This window comes from Dactylosporangium sp. CA-152071, from assembly GCF_050936335.1.
Lineage (GTDB): Bacteria > Actinomycetota > Actinomycetes > Mycobacteriales > Micromonosporaceae > Dactylosporangium > Dactylosporangium maewongense.
Genome location: NZ_JBNJMZ010000001.1, coordinates 334,365 through 351,841 on the forward strand (window position 1 = coordinate 334,365; position 17,477 = coordinate 351,841).

At 71.4% G+C, this 17,477-nt stretch carries 22 protein-coding genes; 6 read left to right on the forward strand and 16 right to left on the reverse strand.

Annotated elements, in window-relative coordinates; genetic code table 11:
* Positions 1-29: 29 nt before the first annotated feature.
* The 3 genes from ACQEVZ_RS01245 to ACQEVZ_RS01255 form a co-directional block, all read right to left on the reverse strand.
* Entirely contained in the window at positions 30-353 is a 324-nt protein-coding gene (locus tag ACQEVZ_RS01245; protein ID WP_354902802.1) for a GYD domain-containing protein, read from the reverse strand.
* A gap of 103 nt (positions 354-456) precedes the next feature.
* The gene (locus ACQEVZ_RS01250; protein WP_433360055.1) at positions 457-780 is read right to left on the reverse strand and encodes a GYD domain-containing protein; all 324 of its coding nucleotides are present in this window, start codon (positions 778-780) and stop codon (positions 457-459) included.
* A gap of 141 nt (positions 781-921) precedes the next feature.
* Complete coding sequence (locus tag ACQEVZ_RS01255; protein ID WP_344506465.1) at positions 922-1,491, reverse strand: TetR/AcrR family transcriptional regulator; 570 nt, start codon at positions 1,489-1,491, stop codon at positions 922-924.
* A gap of 106 nt (positions 1,492-1,597) precedes the next feature.
* Between ACQEVZ_RS01255 and ACQEVZ_RS01260 the strand changes: the two genes are divergently transcribed.
* The gene (locus tag ACQEVZ_RS01260; RefSeq protein ID WP_433360058.1) at positions 1,598-3,139 is read left to right on the forward strand and encodes an MFS transporter; all 1,542 of its coding nucleotides are present in this window, start codon (positions 1,598-1,600) and stop codon (positions 3,137-3,139) included.
* Here the strand turns inward: ACQEVZ_RS01260 and ACQEVZ_RS01265 are convergent.
* From ACQEVZ_RS01265 to ACQEVZ_RS01275, 3 genes are all read right to left on the reverse strand, one after another.
* The gene (locus ACQEVZ_RS01265; RefSeq protein WP_344506468.1) at positions 3,125-4,141 is read right to left on the reverse strand and encodes an aldo/keto reductase; all 1,017 of its coding nucleotides are present in this window, start codon (positions 4,139-4,141) and stop codon (positions 3,125-3,127) included. The two genes, ACQEVZ_RS01260 and ACQEVZ_RS01265, sit on opposite strands and share 15 nt — an antisense overlap.
* 55 nt (positions 4,142-4,196) lie before the next feature.
* A complete protein-coding gene (locus ACQEVZ_RS01270; RefSeq protein ID WP_433360062.1) occupies positions 4,197-5,231 on the reverse strand; it encodes a zinc-binding dehydrogenase in 1,035 nt (344 codons plus the stop codon).
* 161 nt (positions 5,232-5,392) lie between these two features.
* Positions 5,393-6,274, reverse strand: coding sequence for a helix-turn-helix transcriptional regulator (locus tag ACQEVZ_RS01275; protein ID WP_433360065.1), 882 nt, complete (start codon positions 6,272-6,274; stop codon positions 5,393-5,395).
* 533 nt (positions 6,275-6,807) lie between these two features.
* Between ACQEVZ_RS01275 and ACQEVZ_RS01280 the strand changes: the two genes are divergently transcribed.
* Entirely contained in the window at positions 6,808-7,842 is a 1,035-nt protein-coding gene (locus ACQEVZ_RS01280; RefSeq protein ID WP_433360068.1) for an AI-2E family transporter, read from the forward strand.
* Between the two features lie 168 nt (positions 7,843-8,010).
* Positions 8,011-8,685 (forward strand): cytidylate kinase family protein, encoded by a 675-nt coding sequence (locus ACQEVZ_RS01285; protein WP_433360071.1) that lies wholly within the window; start codon positions 8,011-8,013, stop codon positions 8,683-8,685.
* Positions 8,686-8,862: 177 nt separating this feature from the next.
* Here the strand turns inward: ACQEVZ_RS01285 and ACQEVZ_RS01290 are convergent, their stop codons facing one another.
* A complete protein-coding gene (locus ACQEVZ_RS01290; protein WP_433360074.1) occupies positions 8,863-9,207 on the reverse strand; it encodes a hypothetical protein in 345 nt (114 codons plus the stop codon).
* Positions 9,208-9,536: 329 nt separating this feature from the next.
* Here ACQEVZ_RS01290 and ACQEVZ_RS01295 point away from each other — a divergent pair, with 329 nt between their 5' ends.
* The 3 genes from ACQEVZ_RS01295 to ACQEVZ_RS01305 all read left to right on the forward strand — a co-directional run bounded on the left by ACQEVZ_RS01295 (position 9,537) and on the right by ACQEVZ_RS01305 (position 11,699).
* A complete protein-coding gene (locus ACQEVZ_RS01295; protein ID WP_433360077.1) occupies positions 9,537-9,881 on the forward strand; it encodes a hypothetical protein in 345 nt (114 codons plus the stop codon).
* Positions 9,882-9,914: 33 nt separating this feature from the next.
* On the forward strand, positions 9,915-10,265 hold the full coding sequence (locus ACQEVZ_RS01300; protein ID WP_433360080.1) for a hypothetical protein: 351 nt from the start codon (positions 9,915-9,917) through the stop codon (positions 10,263-10,265).
* 81 nt (positions 10,266-10,346) lie between these two features.
* Positions 10,347-11,699 carry an MFS transporter gene (locus tag ACQEVZ_RS01305; protein ID WP_433360083.1) on the forward strand — a complete coding sequence of 451 codons (1,353 nt, stop codon included), beginning with the start codon at positions 10,347-10,349 and terminating at the stop codon, positions 11,697-11,699.
* A 71-nt stretch (positions 11,700-11,770) separates the two neighbouring features.
* On the opposite strand, the gene ACQEVZ_RS01310 is transcribed toward ACQEVZ_RS01305, so the two are convergent.
* From ACQEVZ_RS01310 to ACQEVZ_RS01350, 9 genes are all read right to left on the reverse strand, one after another.
* Positions 11,771-12,640: a hypothetical protein gene (locus ACQEVZ_RS01310; protein WP_433360086.1), complete on the reverse strand. Its 870-nt coding sequence runs from the start codon at positions 12,638-12,640 to the stop codon at positions 11,771-11,773.
* Positions 12,641-12,673: 33 nt separating this feature from the next.
* The gene (locus tag ACQEVZ_RS01315; protein ID WP_433360089.1) at positions 12,674-13,489 is read right to left on the reverse strand and encodes a hypothetical protein; all 816 of its coding nucleotides are present in this window, start codon (positions 13,487-13,489) and stop codon (positions 12,674-12,676) included.
* A 43-nt stretch (positions 13,490-13,532) separates the two neighbouring features.
* The gene (locus tag ACQEVZ_RS01320; RefSeq protein ID WP_433360092.1) at positions 13,533-14,135 is read right to left on the reverse strand and encodes a hypothetical protein; all 603 of its coding nucleotides are present in this window, start codon (positions 14,133-14,135) and stop codon (positions 13,533-13,535) included.
* Entirely contained in the window at positions 14,132-15,298 is a 1,167-nt protein-coding gene (locus ACQEVZ_RS01325) for a WXG100 family type VII secretion target (protein ID WP_433360095.1), read from the reverse strand. Before ACQEVZ_RS01325 ends, ACQEVZ_RS01320 begins: the two co-directional genes overlap by 4 nt.
* On the reverse strand, positions 15,295-15,570 hold the full coding sequence (locus ACQEVZ_RS01330; RefSeq protein ID WP_344506487.1) for a hypothetical protein: 276 nt from the start codon (positions 15,568-15,570) through the stop codon (positions 15,295-15,297). Before ACQEVZ_RS01330 ends, ACQEVZ_RS01325 begins: the two co-directional genes overlap by 4 nt.
* 7 nt (positions 15,571-15,577) lie before the next feature.
* Complete coding sequence (locus ACQEVZ_RS01335) at positions 15,578-15,868, reverse strand: WXG100 family type VII secretion target (RefSeq protein WP_344506488.1); 291 nt, start codon at positions 15,866-15,868, stop codon at positions 15,578-15,580.
* 100 nt (positions 15,869-15,968) lie between these two features.
* The gene (locus tag ACQEVZ_RS01340) at positions 15,969-16,196 is read right to left on the reverse strand and encodes a hypothetical protein (RefSeq protein WP_344506489.1); all 228 of its coding nucleotides are present in this window, start codon (positions 16,194-16,196) and stop codon (positions 15,969-15,971) included.
* The gene (locus ACQEVZ_RS01345; RefSeq protein ID WP_433360100.1) at positions 16,196-16,462 is read right to left on the reverse strand and encodes a hypothetical protein; all 267 of its coding nucleotides are present in this window, start codon (positions 16,460-16,462) and stop codon (positions 16,196-16,198) included. The genes ACQEVZ_RS01340 and ACQEVZ_RS01345 overlap by 1 nt, the downstream gene beginning before the upstream one ends.
* A gap of 194 nt (positions 16,463-16,656) precedes the next feature.
* Positions 16,657-17,340, reverse strand: a complete 684-nt coding sequence (locus tag ACQEVZ_RS01350) for a hypothetical protein (protein ID WP_354902769.1) — start codon at positions 17,338-17,340, stop codon at positions 16,657-16,659.
* Positions 17,341-17,477: the final 137 nt, after the last annotated feature.

The following is a 17,477-nucleotide window of genomic DNA, read 5'->3' on the forward strand; positions in this document are numbered from 1 at the left end:
CTGTCCTCCGCCGGGCGGCCTCCAGTTGCCTATCGGGCACCGGGTGCCCGGTAGCCGACCTTCTGCCGGGTGGCCTGATCGATCTCGTCCGATGTCAGCAATACGACCGTCTCCGTGCCGACCGCGCCAGAGGCGGTGACGGCAAGGCGGAACGCGGCGGCCGTCGCGTTGTCGGGCAGGTCCGCGATGATGTACGTGTCCGCACCGCCGAAGCCGAAGTAGAACGACTCCAGGTGGCCGCCGAGACTGGTGATCAATCGCTCACATTCCTTGAGCCGGCCGCTGCCACCTTCGTCGAGGAGGCCCTGAACACCTTCAGCGGTGTACGCGCTTCGGAACAGGTACTTCGCCACGTCTGTCACCTTCTTCCAGGTTCGTTGCCGGGAGCGGGACGACAGTGCGGCCCCGACAAGCGCCCCGGCGCCGATGCCCCCACAGAGCGGTCCTGTATCTGGCCTACCGGGCGCCGGGCGGCCGGTAGCCGACCTTCTGCCGGGCGGCCCGATCGATCTCGTCCGGCGTCAACAGTGCGATCACCTCCGTTTCGACCGCCCCGGAGGCGGTGACGGCAAGGCGAACCGCGGCGGCCGTCGAGTTGTCGGGCAGTTCCACGACGATGTAGGTGTCCGCAGCGCCGAAGCCGAAGTAGTACGACTCCACGCTGCCTCCGAGACGGCCGACCAACTCCTCGGTCTGCTTGACGCGGCCGCTGCCACCTTCGTCGAGGAGGCCCCGAACGCCTTCGGTGGTGTAGGAACTTCGGAACAGGTACTTCGCCATCGCGACTCACCTTCTTCCAGGTTCGTTTCCGCTGCCGGCGGCCACCTGCGACCAAGGCCGAAATTTCCTCATACCGGCGGCACAAACCTTCCGAGGGCGCGTTCTCAGCACCGTGTCACGGTGCCTTGTCACGGTGCCTTGTCACGGTGCAATGAGTGGGCCGTCCTGGCGGCTCAGTGCGAGCAGCAGCTGGCGGGACTGTTCCAGCGAAGCCAGGTCGCCGCCCCCGTACAGGCCGGCGATGGACGCGCCGTCGGCCGCGTGCATGATCAGGCGTGCTCGCTGCGGGTGCAGGCCGTCCGCGTCGAAGGCGTCCGCCCACCGTCTGCTGTCCTGCCGCAGGAGTTCGTCGACGCCGGGGACGCTGAACAGCGTCGCGACGAGGACCGCGAACTCGGAGTTCCCGTCGCCGCTGACGAGCTCGTCGAAGGTCGCGTTGACGTAGCCGCGCACCAGGCGGCCCGGTGCGTTGTCGTGGGGGTCGATCGCCGCGTGGACGGCCGCCCTGAACTGTTCGATCAGGTCCTCCGCCAGTGCCAGCAGCATCTGGTCGCGGGACTTGAAGTGGTGCAGGACGCCGCCTTTCGACACCCCGGCGTGCCGCGCGATCGTGTCGACGCTGGCGCCGGCGCCCTGCGTGCCGACGACCTTCGCGGCGGCGTCCAGCACCATCCGGCGCGTCTTGTCCGTGTTGCGTCCCCGGGCCTCCACGCAGACGTCCTCCACAGCTCGGTGTGGTGCGGCGCACCGTACCGACAGCATACTAACCGACCATCTGGATTGCTCAGCCGACCAAATGGTCAGTACAGTCGAGCGCATGGCGATCCCCTCACCGACGCGCACCGCCGACGTCCCGACCGCGAAGGCCGGCTCCCGCCAGTGGGCCGCGCTGGCGGCGCTCGCCCTGACCGTGACCCTGCTGGCCGTCGACGGGACCGTGCTCGCGCTCGCGATGCCCGCCCTCAGCGCGGATCTGGCCGCCAGCTCCAGCCAGGTGCTGTGGATCGGCGACGTCTACTCCTTCGCCCTCGCCGGCCTGCTCATCAGCATGGGCACCCTCGCCGACCGCATCGGCCGTAAGCGGCTGCTGCTGCTCGGAGCCGCCGGCTTCGGCGCCGCGTCGGCGCTCGCCGCGTTCGCGCCGACGGCAGGATGGCTGATCGCCGCCCGTGCGCTGCTCGGCGTCGCCGGGGCCACCGTGATGCCGTCGACGCTGTCGATCATCCGCGACATGTTCACCGACCCCCGGCAGCGCACGCGCGCGGTCGCCGTGTGGTCGGCGGGCGCCTCCGGCGGCGCGGCGCTCGGCCCGCTGGTCGGCGGGGCGCTGCTGGAGCACTACTGGTGGGGCTCGGTGTTCATCATCAACCTGCCGATCATGCTGCTGGTGCTGATCAGCGTCGCCGTGCTGGTGCCGGAGTCGCGCAATCCCGAACCGGGCCGGTTCGACCCGTTCAGCGCCGCGCTGTCGATCGCCGCCATCGTGCCGCTGGTGTGGGCGGTCAAACACTGCGCCACGTCAGGCATCGACCTCGCCGGTCTGATCGCCGTCCTCATCGGTGCCGCCGCCGCGGTCGTCTTCGTCCGCCGGCAGCGGGCGCTGCGCACTCCGCTGATCGACGTCACCCTGTTCACCAGGCCCGCGTTCACCGGCACCGTGCTCGCCTCGCTCGTCGCGGTGTTCGCGTTCAGCGGCCTGCTGTTCTTCTTCTCCCAGTACCTGCAGCTCGTCCGCGGCTACTCGCCCCTGCAGGCCGGGCTGCGCGAGCTGCCCGGCACCCTCGCCTCGATCGCGGTCGTGGTCGTCGCCGTCCGTGTCATCGCCCGCCTCGGCGTCGGCGCGACGCTGGGCGCGTCGTTGCTGCTCACCGCAGCCGGCTTCGGCGTGCTCGCGCTCGCCGAGGGGTTCACCGGCTACCTCGGGCTGGCACTCGCGCTGGTGCTGGTCGGTGTCGGGATCGGTATCGCCTACACCGCCGCCACCGACGCCGTCCTGAGCGCGGTCCCCCGCGAACGGGCCGGGGCGGCGTCAGCGATCTCCGAGATGTCGTACGAGCTCGGCGTCGCCCTGGGCATCGCGGTGCTCGGCACCCTGCACGCGGTGTTCTACCGCGGCGGCCTGCCCGACCTGGCCGGCCTGTCGGACCCCGCCCGGACGGCGGTCACCGAATCCCTCGCCGCCGGCAGCCAGTCCCTGGCCGGCGCCGGGCAGCAGCAGATCCTCGCCGCCGCCCGGGACGCCTTCGCACAGAGCATGCAGGTCACCTCGTTGATCGCCGCCGCGCTGCTCGTCGTCGCCGCCGTCATCGCCTGGAAGGTCGTGCCGTCCAGCCGGCAGCCGGGGCTATCTGGTCGGTAGTGGCGCGTCGCGGTTGGTCATGGCGTCCTGGGCCTCGGGGTACCGGGCTCCGACGATGCTGACCTGATCGGCCGCGGCCCGCAGGTCGGCCAGCTGGTCGGCGGTGAGCTCCACCGATGCGGCGGCCGTGTTCTCCTCCAGCCGCCGCAGGGTCTTGGTGCCGGGGATGGGCACGATCCAGGGATGCTGGTGCAGCAGCCACGCCAGTGCCAGCTGGGCAGGGGTGGCTCCGGCCTTGGCGGCGATCTGGTTGAGGACGTCGACCAGGGCGAGGTTGGCGGCGAGTGCCTCGCCCTGGAAGCGTGGCGTCTGGCCGCGGAAGTCGCTGTCGGCGAACGTGGTCGTGGTGTCGATGGTGCCGGTCAGGAAGCCCTTGCCCAGCGGGCTGTACGGCACCAGGCCGATGCCCAGCTCGGCCAGGACGGGGATCGTGTCCTGCTCGCGGTCGCGCCACCACATCGAGTACTCGCTCTGCACGGCCGTGACCGGCTGCACCGCGTGCGCCCGGCGGATCGTGGCGGCGGCGGCCTCGGACAGGCCGAAGTGCAGGACCTTGCCGGCCTCGATCAGTTCCTTGACGGTGCCGGCGACGTCCTCGATCGGCACGTCGGGGTCGACCCGGTGCTGGTAGTACAGGTCGATGTGGTCGGTGCGGAGCCGGCGCAGCGAATGCTCCACCGCCTGGCGGATACTGTCCGGGCGGCTGCACAGCCCGCCCGGCTCCACCCCGTTCTCGGCGAAGGCGAACCCGAACTTGGTGGCGATCTTCACCTGGTCCCGCAGCGGTTCCAGCGCCTCCCCGACGATGTCCTCGTTGCTGAAGGGCCCGTACACCTCGGCGGTGTCGAAGAAGGTGACGCCGAGCTCGGCGGCGCGACGGATCAGCGCGATCGAGTCCTGGCGCGCGGGGCCACCGGTGTTGCCGTACGCGCCGGTGAGACTCATGCAGCCGTAGCCGATCTCCGAGACGGTCAGGCCGGTGCCGAGAGTTCGCTGCTTCACGGTGGTTCCTTTCGGGATGCTGTCGATGTGGAGATGGGAGGGCGCGCTCAACCAGTCATGGCTGGATCAGCACCTTCAGCGCGCTGCGGTCGGCCATCGCCCGGTAGCCGTCAGGGACCTGGTCGAGGGTGACGGTGCGGTCGAAGACCTTGCCCGGCTGGACCCGGCCGGCGAGGACGTCGGGCAGCAGTTCGTCGATGTAGGCGCGGGCCGGGGCGACCCCGCCGGTGAGCGTGATGTTGCGGAAGAACACCCCGAAGTCGGCGGGCACGTCGGGGTACTGCGGCGCGCCGACCCGGCTGACCGTGCCACCGTCGCGGACCACGGCGAACGCGGTCTCGATCGCCGGGCGCAGCCCGACACACTCCAGCACCGTGTGGGTGCCGTCGCCGCCGGTCAGCTCCCGGACCCGCTCGACGCCCTCCTCGCCGCGCTCGGCCACGACGTCGGTGGCGCCGAACTCGCGGCCGAGGTCGGTGCGGTCCTTGTGCCGGCCCATCAGGATGATCCGCTCGGCACCGAGCCGCTTCGCGGCGAGGACCGCGGACAGGCCGACCGCGCCGTCGCCGATCACCGTGACCGAGGTGCGCGGGCCGACGCCGGCGGTGACCGCGCAGTGGTGCCCGGTCGGGAACACGTCGGACAGCGCCAGCAGCGACGGCAGCAGCGCCGAGTCCTCGCCGACGGGCAGCTTGACGAGGGTGCCCTGCGCCTGCGGCACGCGGACCGCCTCGCCCTGGCCGCCGTCGATCCCGTCGCGGGCCCACATCCCGCCGTGCCGGCAGGAGGTCTGCAGCCCTTCGCGGCAGAAGTCGCAGGTGTTGTCGGCCCACACGAACGGCGCCACGACCAGGTCGCCGGCGGCCAGGCCGGACACGTCGCGGCCGATGTCCTCGACGACGCCGAGGAACTCGTGGCCGATCCGTTCGCCGTCGCCGGTGGCCGGCCGGGACCCGTAAGGCCACAGGTCGCTGCCGCAGATGCATGAGCGCACGACGCGGACGATCGCGTCGCTCGGTTCGCGCAGCTCCGGGTCGGGCACGGTCTCGATCCGGACGTCACCGGCACCGTAGATCAGGGATGCACGCATGGTTGTTTCCTCCGGAATGTCCGTTCGATGGCCGCGATGCGCCACTCTCGGTGACCGCTACCCCTGTGCTTTCCATCCAACCGGCACCGAAGCCGAGGTGGCAGTGGCTGGTGTTCCAGGTACCGGCAGAACCCCCCAGCCAGCGTGGTCAGTCGGCGTGCTCAGTCGGCCGGGCGGGCGACGGACCGCTCGTCCGGCGCCGCGGTCCAGCTGGCGAGGAGGTTCAGCGCCTCTTGTGAGCTGGATCCGGGTTCGGCCGTGTAGGCGTTGAGCCGCAGCCCGACGTCGGTGGTCAGGTCGAGGGACTCGTAGGCCAGGGTCAGGTCACCGACCTCCGGGTGGTGCAGGCGCTTGACCCCGGAGCGGTGCAGCCGCACGTTGTGCGCGGCCCACCAGGTACGGAAGACATCGCTGCGGGTGGACAACTCCCCGATCAGGTCGGTCAGCGCCCGGTCATACGGGTCGCGTCCGGCCTCGGCGCGCAGCAGCGCCACCGTGTCCCCGGCGAGGGTCTCCCAGTCGCGGTAGAACTCCTGGCTCGCCGCGTGCAGGAAGATGAACCGGGCGATGTTCGGTGTGGCCACCGCCGTGTCGAACAGCGGCGCGAACACCACCCGACCCAACGCGTTCGCGCCGAGCACGTCCAGGCGGCCGTTGCGCACGTACGCCGGCGCCATCGTCATCGCGTCCAGCAGCCGCTGCACCACCGGGCGCAGCTGCGACGTCGGACGCCGCCGCCCGCGCGTGTTCGCGGCGGTGGTGTTGGCCGTGCGGGCCAGGTCGAACAGGTGCGCCCGTTCGGCGTCGTCGAGCTGCAACGCCCGGGCCACGGCTTCCAGGACGCCGTCGGAGACACCGGAGAGGTTGCCGCGCTCGAGGCGGGTGTAATAGTCGACGCTCACCCCGGCCAGCAGCGCCACCTCCTCCCGCCGCAGCCCGTGCACCCGGCGGTGCCCGCCGTAGGCCGGCAGGCCCGCCTGCTCCGGCGTGACCTTGGCCCGGCGGGTGGTGAGGAAGTCACGGATCTCGGCTCGGCTGTCCACGCTCTCGACGCTACGACCGCCGGGCCCGGTCTGGGAGGTTCTGCCAGTACCCCGAACGCCAGCTGCCGCCGGTCCGGTCGCGAGTAGATTTGGTGGTAGCCGATCCCCGGGCCCAGCCACCGCCCGGGACGACCCGCTGAGGTGGTCAAGGTGGTCCTGACGGGCGTCCTGGTCCTCGCGGCTCTCGTGTTCGCCTGCGCCGTGGCGTCGCTCCGCGTCGCATCCCGGCTCGCCCGACAGCGCGAACAACGTATGCGGCATGCCCAACGACACCAGCACAAGTTCATCAAACCGTACCGAGGCTCACACGAGAGACCGTCGGTCGTCTCCTCAGTGAGCCGCGGCCATCACCCTGCCACGATCGTCACTCGTATCGTCACTCGTTCAGAGCGAGGCGGTCCGGCGACGAAGCGATGACCTTTGCAGCTAGGACTTCAGCTCAACGCCACACGAACGAGCGCATGCATCAACAACCGGGACCCCGTCGCCCACCGTCACAGCGGTTGTCGCACCGCCTGCGGGCGGTGGGCTCCGTGGCTTGGGCGCTCGTCGGTATGGCGCTGCTGGTGGTCGGGGCGATCCTCCTGCTCGTCATCCTGCGGCCCATCGTGATCTCGCTGCTGGTCGCGCTGTTCCTGGCCATCGCGTTCCTGCCGGTCGTCGACGGCCTCGCGCGGCGCCGCGTGCCCCGCGCTGCCGGCGCGGCCGCCACGCTCCTGCTCGTGGTCGCGCTGGGCGCCGGCGCGATCGTGCTGGTCGTGTGGGGCGTGGCGAGCCAGCGGGAACAGATCAGCCGGAACCTGACTGCGGCCGTCAGCCAGCTGCACCGCATCCTCGACTCGGCAGGAGTCGACGGCAACGCTGCCGAGGCCGGCCGGCAGTCCGTGCACCAGTCGGGTGACATCCTCGTGGCCGGCCTGCTGCCGGCACTGAGCAACCTGCTCGGCGCCGGCGTCAACGTCCTGCTCGGCCTGTTCGTGGCGCTGTTCGTCTGCTTCTTCCTGCTCATGAACGGCCACGCCATCACCGCCCGGGCCGCCGGCCACCTCCCGCTGCCAGGACAACTGGGCCAGCGCCTGCTCGGCCGGGCCGCCATGGTCGTGCGCCGCTACTACGGCGGGCTGACCCTCATCGGCGCGTTCAACGCCGCCGTGGTCGCCCTCGCCGCGCTGCTGCTGCAGGTGCCGCTGGTGGGCGCGATCGCGGTCATCACGTTCCTCGGCGCGTACGTCCCCTACCTCGGCGCCGCGGTCGCCGCCCTGTTCGCCGTGCTGATCGCCCTCGGCGGCGGCGGCCAATCGGCCGCACTCTGGATGATCCTGGTCGTCGTCTTCGCCAACGTCCTGCTCCAGAACCTCGTCAGCCCGATCGCCTTCGGCGCCACGCTGCGCATGAGCCCACCGGTCGTCCTCCTCGCCACCCTGATCGGCGGCGCACTGGCAGGCGTCGCCGGCCTCGCGCTCGCCACACCGGTGACTGCGATCGTGGCCCGCAGCATCGAACTGCTGAGGGAGCCACCTCCTGCGGCCGACGCAGCCGACACGCCACCACCCGGCCCGGCAACGTAGCTGAAGGCCGGTGAAGGAACCGCCGGACGTCTCGTCCGACCCCACCGACGGCTACGCGTTCGACCGCAGCCACTTCCGCGTCACTCTGGCATGGGCAAGCGCCAACGGCCTGACACGCATAGGGTCGGCCCGACACGGCGACCTTCGTGAGACCAGGACGGGGCGGACATGAACCAAGGTACCCGCAACGAGATGCTCGACCGGCTGGCTGAGGCGGTCGGGTCCGTCACCGTCACGCACCCGACGCGGGTCGCCGTCGACGGACCGCCCGCAGCGGGCAAGACCACGCTCGCCGACGAACTGGCCGTCATCTTGCGCGCGCAGGGCCGCGAGGTCATCCGAGCGACGATCGACGACTTCCTCTTCCCCCGGGCACAGCGCTATCCGCGCGGCGAGTACTCGGCCGAAGGCTGCTACTTCGACACCCACGACAACGACGCGCTGAACCGGGTCCTGCTCGACCCGCTCGGCCCGGGCGGAGATCGACGCTTCCAACCCGCGGTCTATGACCACGTCGCGGATACCGTGCTGTCCCCGCCGGTCACGACCGCCCCGGCCGACGCCGTGCTGCTCTTCGACGGCGTCTTCCTCATGCGCCCGGAACTGATCGATCGGTGGGAACTGCGCATCCTCGTGTCGACGACGCTCGACAAGACCGTGGAACGCGCCGTCATCCGAGAGCACGGGGTGTCAGCACGTGCCGACATCGAACGGCGCTGGCGCGAGCGCTACATCCCCGCCCAACAGTTGTACTTCGCCACGGCCCGCCCGACCCACCACGCCGACATCATCGTGCACAACGACGAACCCCGGCAGCCAGCCTGGGAAACCCAAACACACTGAACGCACCCGACTACGGCGCGAACGGTTCACCAGAGGTCGAGCTGTCCGGGAGTCCTCTCATCGACATGAACGCATACCGGCCTCCGCCGGACGACTGTCGCACTGAGGAACCGGCGTCTGGGACCTTGCCCGCACGATTGGCGGCTGCGTGCGGCTCGGTGCTGCTGTGCGCGATGATCAGTTTTGGACCAGGCAGTATTCAATGATTCGGATGTACTGCCCTGGCGGCGGCGGTGTCGAGTCGTCTCCCGGGTCTACGCGAACGTTCAGGGAGATGTCCCGTGCCCGCGGCGGCAGGGTCGCCTGACTGGCCGGCGGAAGTCTGTAGGTGAAGCGTTTGGTGGCGGTGTTGTACTGCATGCGTACGGTGCCGCGGTACTTGTCGCCTGTCGGATCACCGTTGTAGTCGAGCGTCACGGTGAGTTCCTCGGGGCGGTAGTCGCCGGGCCAGACGTCAGCGATGACTTCGGGGCGCTCGGGTGCGGGTGGCGTACACCCGAAGGGGTTGATCTGGTCGGGCACTGCGCGGACTGAGCGGACACTCGCGGGTCTCCGGGGAGGCGGCGCGGGGCTGACTCGCCCGGCCGGCGAGGGACTGCGAGGGGCCATCGATGGCGGCCCGGCAGACGGCGGTGCCGTGCGGTCGGCTGATGCCGGCGTCGGACCCGTCGCCTTCGGATCAGCGGCGTCACACCCGGCGAGAGCGAAGACCGAGCATGCGAGACCGGCGACGGCGTACCGGCGGCAGACGAGTGTCGTAACGCTGATCAACACGCCGAGAGGATAGCCGTCGAACGACTGCTTCGGTGGGGCCGCTCAACCGCATGGTCAGGCGCCCTACGATCCTCGCTATGACTCGCACGACGCCGCCGCGCCGGGTAGACCTCATGGAACTGTTCCCCGAGTTGGCCGAGCATGCGGCGACGGCGACTCGGCTGCATCCCCGGCCCGGCAACCCTGGGATCGCCGACAGTTCGGTCGGCGGCCCGCTGCTGTGGCCGGCTGATGAGCCTTGGCCGGTATGCACGGACGGGGCGGGTCACTACGTCTCCCATCTCCGGACGCCGGCGATGGTCCGTCGTAGCCGGGAGATCTACGCGGCGGCGCAGGCTCGGGCGGCCGCGGGCGGCACTCGGTACGAGCTGACCGACGAGGAGCGGGCGGAGCTGCCGCGCTACGACTTCTCCGAGCCGTAGGATCTCATCGACGAGTTTGTTCCTCTGGTGCCGGTGGCGCAGCTGTACCGCCGGGACGTCCCCGACTTCACCGGCCCGGCCGATGCTGACCTGTTGCAGGTGCTGTGGTGCCCGCTCGACCATCCGGAAGAGGGTGGTTTCGCGAACTGGTCACTGACCGACCCGCATCCGATGGACTGCGTCGAGTGCGGCACCGCGATGACGCTGCTGTTCACCGCCGCCTCCAGCGAATGGCACGGAACAGGTGGCAGTTGGAGGCCGGTGGAGGAGCCGCCGGGCGTCTCGTCCGTCCCCACCGACGTGTCGATCGGCCGCGGCTACGGCTTATTTGTCTTTCGCTGCCCGGAGTCGTACGAACACCCGCCTGCCACTGCCATGCAGTAGGCCAAGGCCGCTACCAGGACTCGATGCTCCAGCTGCATGCTTGGATGCCCGAGGAAACGCTGCGGAGAAGCGGAGGGATCATTGGCGAACAGGTGGGCGGGACTTGCGGCTCTGCTTGCGGGGTTCTTCGTCATCTTGCTGGATACGACGATCGTGGCGGTCGCGAGCCCGAGCATCCAGAGTGATCTCAAGCCGGACGTCGCCGGGCTGTTCTGGGTGACTGCCGGGTATCTGCTGGCCTTCTCGGTCCCGTTGCTCGTCGCCGGGAGGCTTGGCGATCGGTACGACCCCAAGCGCGTGTTCCTGGTCGGGATGGCGGGCTTCGCGGTGGCCTCGGCGTTGTGTGGGATGGCGCCGTCGGTGGGCTGGCTCGTTCTGTTCAGGGTTGTGCAGGGTCTCGCGGCGGCCGCGATGGCCCCTCAGCCGCTCACGCTGATCCGCCGCCTGTTCGTCGCCGACGAGCGTGGGCGTGCTCTCGGTGCGTGGGGCTCTGTCGCGGCGGCCGGCGCACTCCTCGGTCCGGTCCTCGGGGGCCTGTTGACGGCGGTCCTCGAGTGGCGGTGGATCTTCTGGGTCAATGTTCCGCTGTGCGGTGTCGCACTGCTCATGGGGTGGCGGTGGATTCCCCGCAGCCAAGGTAGGGCCGCGCAGCTTGATCTGCTGGGGGCGGTGACGAGCACGGCTGGACTCGGGGTTCTCGTCTGGGTGCTGCTCGCCTGGCGTGACATCTCGGCACCCGCGATCGCTGCCGCAGTCGCCGTCGCGGCAGCGCTGCTGGTCGTCTTCGCGTTCCACGAGCGGCGGATGGGCCCTGCGGCCCTGGCGCCATTGGGACTCTACCGCTCGCCCGGATACCGGGCGGCGAGCGTTGCGATGGCGGCTCTGGGCACGGCCTTCATCGCGATGGCGCTACCGGCGATGCTGTACTTGCAGGAGGTGAGGGGCCTCGGGCCGATGGAGGCAGCCTTGGTGATGGCCCCGGACGCTGTTGTGGCAGCCGTGCTGTCCCCCACCGCCGGCCGATGGGTGGACCGGGTGGGACCACGCCGTCCGGCGACCCTGGGGATGGCGTTGCTGGCGGCAAGTCTGCTGCTGATCGGACTTGTGGTCGTCCTGGAAGTCAACCCGTGGTGGATGACGCTCGGGGCAGCGGTGCTCGGTGTCGCGAATGCCGTGGCCTGGTCGCCTCTGTCGGTTGCCGCGATGGCATCTGTGGATGCGGCGGCGGCCGGCGCGGCCTCGGGAATGTTCAGCGCCGTCCGGCAGGTGGCGGCGGTGACGGGCGTCGCGGTGACGGGCGCGGTCCTGGCCGGCCTGGCATCGTCTCCGACGCTGGCCTTCAGCGTGGTGTTCGCGGTCCTGGCTGTCGTAGCGATCGTCGGCGTCATCGCCGCGACCGGACTGCCCTTGACATCGACCGATGACGTGCGGTGAGTAGGCGTCGTCGGCGGATCAGCCGACGCGTGCCGTGTTGAGGCCGGACGGTGCCGGCCGAGGCTGACGTGCTAATCAGAGTCGCGGGAGGCGGCAAGCGGTAGCGATGCCAGTTCATCGATGGTGGCGGAGCGCACGTGGATGTTGTCCGGGGGCATCCATTGGCCCGTTGAGGTGTCCTCCGCCAGTATCCAAAGTCTGAAGCCGCCGTCTACGAAGGTCAGCCCGTCGACGGTGGGTTCCTGGCCGGCGGAGCAGTCCCGACATCGCTGCACCGACACCCACAGGAGTGTCGGTCCCCGCATGTCGACCTCGAGTATCGTCCCGTCACCCCGTGCAGCGACCACCGTGTAGCCGGGGATCACCGGCAGCACCTGCGGCGCCGACGCGTACGTGGCCTCGCGCCACCGGTGTTGTGAGGCGTCGTCGTAGGCGATCATCAGCGGTGCGGCCGCGACGACGACCACGCCTGCGAGCAGGCGGGCTGTTCGGGGCGTCCCGGTGGCGCACCAGACAGCGGCCCCGCCGTACATCGCCACGACGACCAGTGCCCAACCCCGTCGTTGTTCGGAGATCGATGCGGTCGGCCCGCTCGTCAGCGCGCCGATCAGCAGCACGCCCCACATGGCGAAGGGTGCGCCGACCACCCACCACCAGCGACGCCGCTGCGCCTTGCCGCTGCCGACGTGCCACACCGCAAACCACCCGGCTACAGCAAGGCCGGCCACGATCATCGGGCCCCACACGAGGAACACGAGAACGCCGCCGACCCCGTCCATGGCCGACACGTCTGCCGCGTTGGCGTAGACGGTCACAACCATCGGCATTGCCGCGCCGACTCCGATCAATCCCGACCGCCACCACCTAATGACCGGCGCCGTGGCCTCATGATCCATGGCGCCAGCCTGCCAGCCGGCATCCGACCGCGCGACGGTCAGCACGACACCTTCACAACATCACCACCCGGAAGAGCGTCAGCGCTTCCAGGGGAGGAAGCCGCGCTTGCTCGGGGGCGGGAGCTGGGGCAGCGACGCGACGAGGAAGACCGTCCCGCCGATGACGTTGCCGGGGACCGGGTCGGGCGTGTCGGCGGCCGCGGGCAGGCACACGTCGGTCTCGAAGACGCCGCAGTGTACGCGGGCGGTGATGAACTGCTGCCCGGTCGCCTCGACGGTCTTGCGGGCCGCGTGCAGGACCGTGCCGTTCAGGCGGGCGTAGGCCTCGGCGTTCTCGGGGGCGCCGAAGACGCCGTACGAGATGAACGAGTTCGCCGCCATGCGGGGCGGCCACGGCCAGCCGTTCTCGACGTAGTGGGCGGGCGGCTCGTCCGGGTCGTCGGAGGAGCGCGGGCTCAGCAGGCTGTCGTCGGACGCGGCGAACGCGGCGGCGTCGGCGTGGACGGCCACATCGACGCCCAGGGCGACGACGGTCGCCAGGCCGCCCGACGGTGCCGTCGGCAGGAGCCGTCGCTGTTCGAACTCGGCGGCGAGCATCCCGACCTTCTCGCCGGACTCGTCGACGACGTCGGCGATTGTGACCTCGTCGTTGGCGTTGTGGACGTCGGCGAGCAGCGGGGCGGGTGTGCCGGCGTAGGACGGCAGGAACTCCACCAGATGCCGGCCCCTCGTGGCGACGACGATGCGCGCCCCGCTCGGGTCCTGCCACCGGTGGACAGTCAGGTCGCCGTCGCGCCCCAGCACGTCGGCGGTGCGCAGCGCGTCGGCGATGAAGCGCTGGAAGTCGTCGCGGTCGTCGAAGCCGAGACCGACGCATTCGAGGTTCGATGCCACCCGCGAACGGTAATGGTCATGGCCGCCGGCACGCACGCCGGTTTCAGCTGAACGCCGGGCCGTCGTCCTCGTCGGCCGGCGGCGGGGGTGGCGCGGCGACGCGGAGGGAGGCGGCGACGGCGTCGAACACCGCGACGAGCTCCTCCAGGTGCCGGACCGCGGGCGTGCGGAACACCAGCGTCCACGCGTCACCGGTCGGTGGGGTGACGGTGTACTCGGCGACGACCTCCGCCAGGGGGCCGAGCGGGCTCGCGGCACGGACCAGGCGCAGCGCCCGCTCCGTGGCACCGGCCGGCGACCGGAGCCGATCCCGTGGTCCTTGCAGCTCCGTTTCGGCGGGGTCGCTGCGGTACCACCGCTGCGGCGCGACCAGAACAGAAGCGCTGACCAGCTGGCCGGCGCCGGGGTCGGCTGCGGCGCCGAAGCCGGCGAGGACCGCGCCCGCCGCCGCGGACACCCGCGCGACCTGCCGCCACTGCTCGGCGACCTCGGCCCGCAGCTGCGGCGCGGCGTCGTCGGGCAGCTGGGCCAGCAGGAGGGCGGTCACCTGCGCGTCGAGGTCGTCGGCGGCGGTGCGCAGCACGGTCCAGCCGGGCGGCAGGTCGACGCTGACCGGCGGCGCCGCCCACGTGCTCCAGCCGGTCACGGCTGCCCGCTCAGGATCTGCTGGCGGAACTCGCGCACGGTGTTGCCGGTGTCGGCGGTGACGACCGCGCCGGACACCAGCTGCGTGACGTCGGACGGCCGCCACTGCTCCAGCAGCGTCATCGGCCGGTAGTGCTGGGCGAGGTCGACCAGCGGCCGGGTCACCGAAGCGTCGATGATGCCGCCCTGCGCGGACCGGATCGGGTGCACCGTGTCGAACACCGCCGAGCGGAACGCGACGCCCGCCGACGAGTCGGCGCGGGCGGCGCCGGCGAGCGCGGCGAACAGGTCCGCGTCGCCGGCCGCGTTCGTCAGGATGCCGCGGGCCCCGGCGCGCTCCGCCTGTGCTGCGACGCGTTCGGCCTGCCCTGCCGCGGCGGTGAAGACGGAAGCCTGCTTGGCCGCCGCGAAGGCGCCCTTCGCCGCGCCGCCCGCGCCGCCGAGCGCCAGGCCGCCCGCGTCGACGAGCAGCTCCTTGCCGGACTTGTGGCCGCCGGCGAACAGCAGCGCGTCGGACACCACCAGCAGCGCCGAGGTGGCCAGCGCCGCGGTCGCGAACACCTGCCCGGCGAACGGGATCCAGCAGGTCAGCAGCGCCGCCATGCCCAGCAGCGCGCTCGCCTTCTCCAGCACGTGGTTGGCGGCGAGGAGGTCCTTGGTGAGCTCATCGGACACGTGCTGCCAGAACCCGTGCGCGAACTGCCCGACGGCATCGGTCGCGGCCTCCACGTCGTGCGCGCAGGCGCGGGCTTCGGCGCGGGCGCGCGCCTCCAGGCGGTCCCTGGCGTGCTGGAGCGCGGCCAGCGCCGGCGACGGGTGCCCGTCGGCGGGTGGCAGCGCGTGCGCCTTCGCCACGATCGCGGCCGCCTCCGCCTGGGCGTGCTGGAGGCTGGTCAGCCAGCGCTGCAACGCGTCGGCGGCGCCGTCGTAGGCGGAGTGCGCGGTGTTGAGCCGGGTCAGCAGCTGCGTGCGCCGCGCGGTGAAGGCGGACGCGGCGGCGCCGGTCCACACCGTACCGTCGGCGCCGACCGCTCTGATGAGGGCCGTGGCGTCGCCGATCCGGTCGACGGCGTCGCGCAGCTGCAGGACCAGCCGACGCACCGCGGCCGGGTCGCCGGGGGCCGGGTCGCCGCCGCGCAGCAGGCTGCTCGTCCGCGCGGTCACTGGAACGTCCTCATGAGCGCCCGGTCGACCTCGTCGTAGGCGTGCGCGGCCTGCCGCAGCCCGTCGACGAGGGCGTGGCTCTCCTCGACGATGTCGGCGATCAGGTCGACGCCGCGGCGGCCGAGCCGGTCCAGGGCGCCGTCGACGACGTCGGGCACCGCGTGCCGCGGCAGCGCGGTCAGCTGGCGGGTGAGGGCGGTCAGGGCGGTGGTGGCGGCGTCGAGCTGGTCGGCGCAGCCACGCATCGCGGTGGTGTCGTAGGAGGCTCGCACGGCCGGCTCAGCCGCCGAAGGCCTTGGCGATCGAGCTCTCGGTGCTCTCGTACGCGGTGCCCGCCTGACCGAGCGCCTGCCCCATCGCGTCGAGGGTCTCCTGCAGCGGCACGACCGCCTTCTCCCACTGGGTGCGGGTGTTCTGGAAGGCCTGCGCGCCGGGGCCGGTCCAGACCGCGGCGAGCTGGCTGGCGGCGGCGCGCAGGTTCGCGACGGCCTGCTCCAGGTCGGCGGCGCGCTGCCTGGTGAGCGCGGCGTGGTTGGCGATCTCGGCCGTGTCGAACGTTCCGGCTGGCATCGGGGTCACTGCCTTTCGTCGAAGAGTGGTTACCGTAGCCCCGGCCCGCGGGCCCGATCATCGGACCCGCGGCCGGACTTCCCCCGTCCGAAGAGGGGGGTCAGAAGAACAGGAACCGGATCCGGCCGCCGCGGAAGATGTACCGCGCGTACAGGCCGGTGAGGACGGCGATGACGAGGGCGCCCAGGCCGGGGCCGCTGTTGCCGCCGGAGAAGCTGCTGAAGGCGAAGATGACCGCGCCGAGCGTCACCGCGCTCCAGAAGCCGCCGAAGATGACCCGGCCGATGATGTCGCCGGCGCCGGGCCGGGTGCGGGGTGCGTCGCTCATCACCGGTCACCGTCCCCGGTGCTGCCCTTGCCGAACTTCGCGACCAGCAGGTACAGCACCGCCGCGAACGGGATGACGAAGATGACGACCGGGAACGTCCAGGTGCCGCTGTCCTGGCCGGCGACGTAGAAGCCGTAGCCGGCGAACGCGATCCCGCCCAGCGCCGACCAGGCCCGGTCCTTGGCCTTCATCGACGGCACCAGCGCCAGCCCGATCAGGACGATCCCGGACAGGACCGAGAACACTTCGTATGCGCTCCAATGCATGGCGTGCTCCTACTCCGAGGTGTCGCCGCGTGGGTCGGGCGCCGGGCTCCCCTCCTGACGGACCAGCCCGGCGCCCCAAGCGGCGTTGCCCGATCAGGTCACCACGCGGTCACACGCCGGCACGAGACTGCTGTGCAGCAGTCTCGTGCGCCCGCCGCGGACCGGGCACGCTGTGTCCCGTGATCCAGCCTCGTTCAGCGGGCGTCGCCGGCGGGCTCCAGGTAGCCGGCGCGGACCAGCACGTACAGGTACTCCGGGTCGGTGAGCGAGCCGGTGCGGGCCAGGCCGAGCGCGACCGCCTTCTTGCGCACCTCCTCCAGCCGCCGCTGCACCGTCTCGGTCTTCAGCCCGAGCCGGGTGCCGACCTGCTTGAGCTGCAGCGGGGTCGCCGGCACCAGCGGCGGCCAGGCGAGCAGCTCGGCGAACAGCTCCCGCACCGCCTGCTCCTGCGGCCAGGTCAGCGGCCTCGGCTGGTCCGCGGTCTCGGTCAGCGACGTGCCGGGCACCGGCACGGGCCGCGGCACCCGCAGCGCGTCGTCGGTCAGCAGCACCCAGTGCTGCAGCTCCGGCCGGCCGGCGACGCGCAACGCGACCCGTGGCCACACGTGCACGCTGCTCGCCGGGGCGAGCCCGGGCGGCTGGCCCCACGGGTGGACGACGACACCGTTGCGGTTGGTGACGTCGACCCGCCAGCCGGACCCCGTCCGGGTGACCTCCACCGCCCGCCGCGACACCTTCGGGTCGGCTGGCTCGACGCCGAGCGCCAGGTCGCCCTCCCGGCCGACGAGCACCGCCTCGCCGGGGGTGACGGGGCGGGGCGGGCCGCTGTGCAGCACGCCGTCGCGGTCGCGGCACAGCACCTGGATCGCAGCGGTCATGCCGAGCACTCTGACAAACCGGCCAGGTGCGCGACTGGGCCGGTCGGTCATCGATTGCGATCCGGATGTGCCTTTGCAGTAGGACAAGCGCATGAAACGGTGTCTGACGCTGACCACAGAAGCCCCTGGGGAGTTGC

Excerpts from the sequence above, each read along its gene's own strand:
- ACQEVZ_RS01250 (WP_433360055.1), bottom strand. The coding sequence starts at position 780 with ATGGCGAAGTACCTGTTCCGAAGTTCCTACACCACCGAAGGCGTTCGG.
- ACQEVZ_RS01295 (WP_433360077.1), top strand. The coding sequence starts at position 9,537 with ATGACTCGCACGACGCCGCCGCGCCGGGTAGACCTCATGGAACTGTTC.
- ACQEVZ_RS01345 (WP_433360100.1), bottom strand. The coding sequence starts at position 16,462 with ATGCATTGGAGCGCATACGAAGTGTTCTCGGTCCTGTCCGGGATCGTC.
- ACQEVZ_RS01350 (WP_354902769.1), bottom strand. The coding sequence starts at position 17,340 with ATGACCGCTGCGATCCAGGTGCTGTGCCGCGACCGCGACGGCGTGCTG.
- ACQEVZ_RS01340 (WP_344506489.1), bottom strand. The coding sequence starts at position 16,196 with ATGAGCGACGCACCCCGCACCCGGCCCGGCGCCGGCGACATCATCGGC.
- ACQEVZ_RS01285 (WP_433360071.1), top strand. The coding sequence starts at position 8,011 with ATGAACCAAGGTACCCGCAACGAGATGCTCGACCGGCTGGCTGAGGCG.
- ACQEVZ_RS01270 (WP_433360062.1), bottom strand. The coding sequence starts at position 5,231 with ATGCGTGCATCCCTGATCTACGGTGCCGGTGACGTCCGGATCGAGACC.
- ACQEVZ_RS01335 (WP_344506488.1), bottom strand. The coding sequence starts at position 15,868 with ATGCCAGCCGGAACGTTCGACACGGCCGAGATCGCCAACCACGCCGCG.
- ACQEVZ_RS01260 (WP_433360058.1), top strand. The coding sequence starts at position 1,598 with ATGGCGATCCCCTCACCGACGCGCACCGCCGACGTCCCGACCGCGAAG.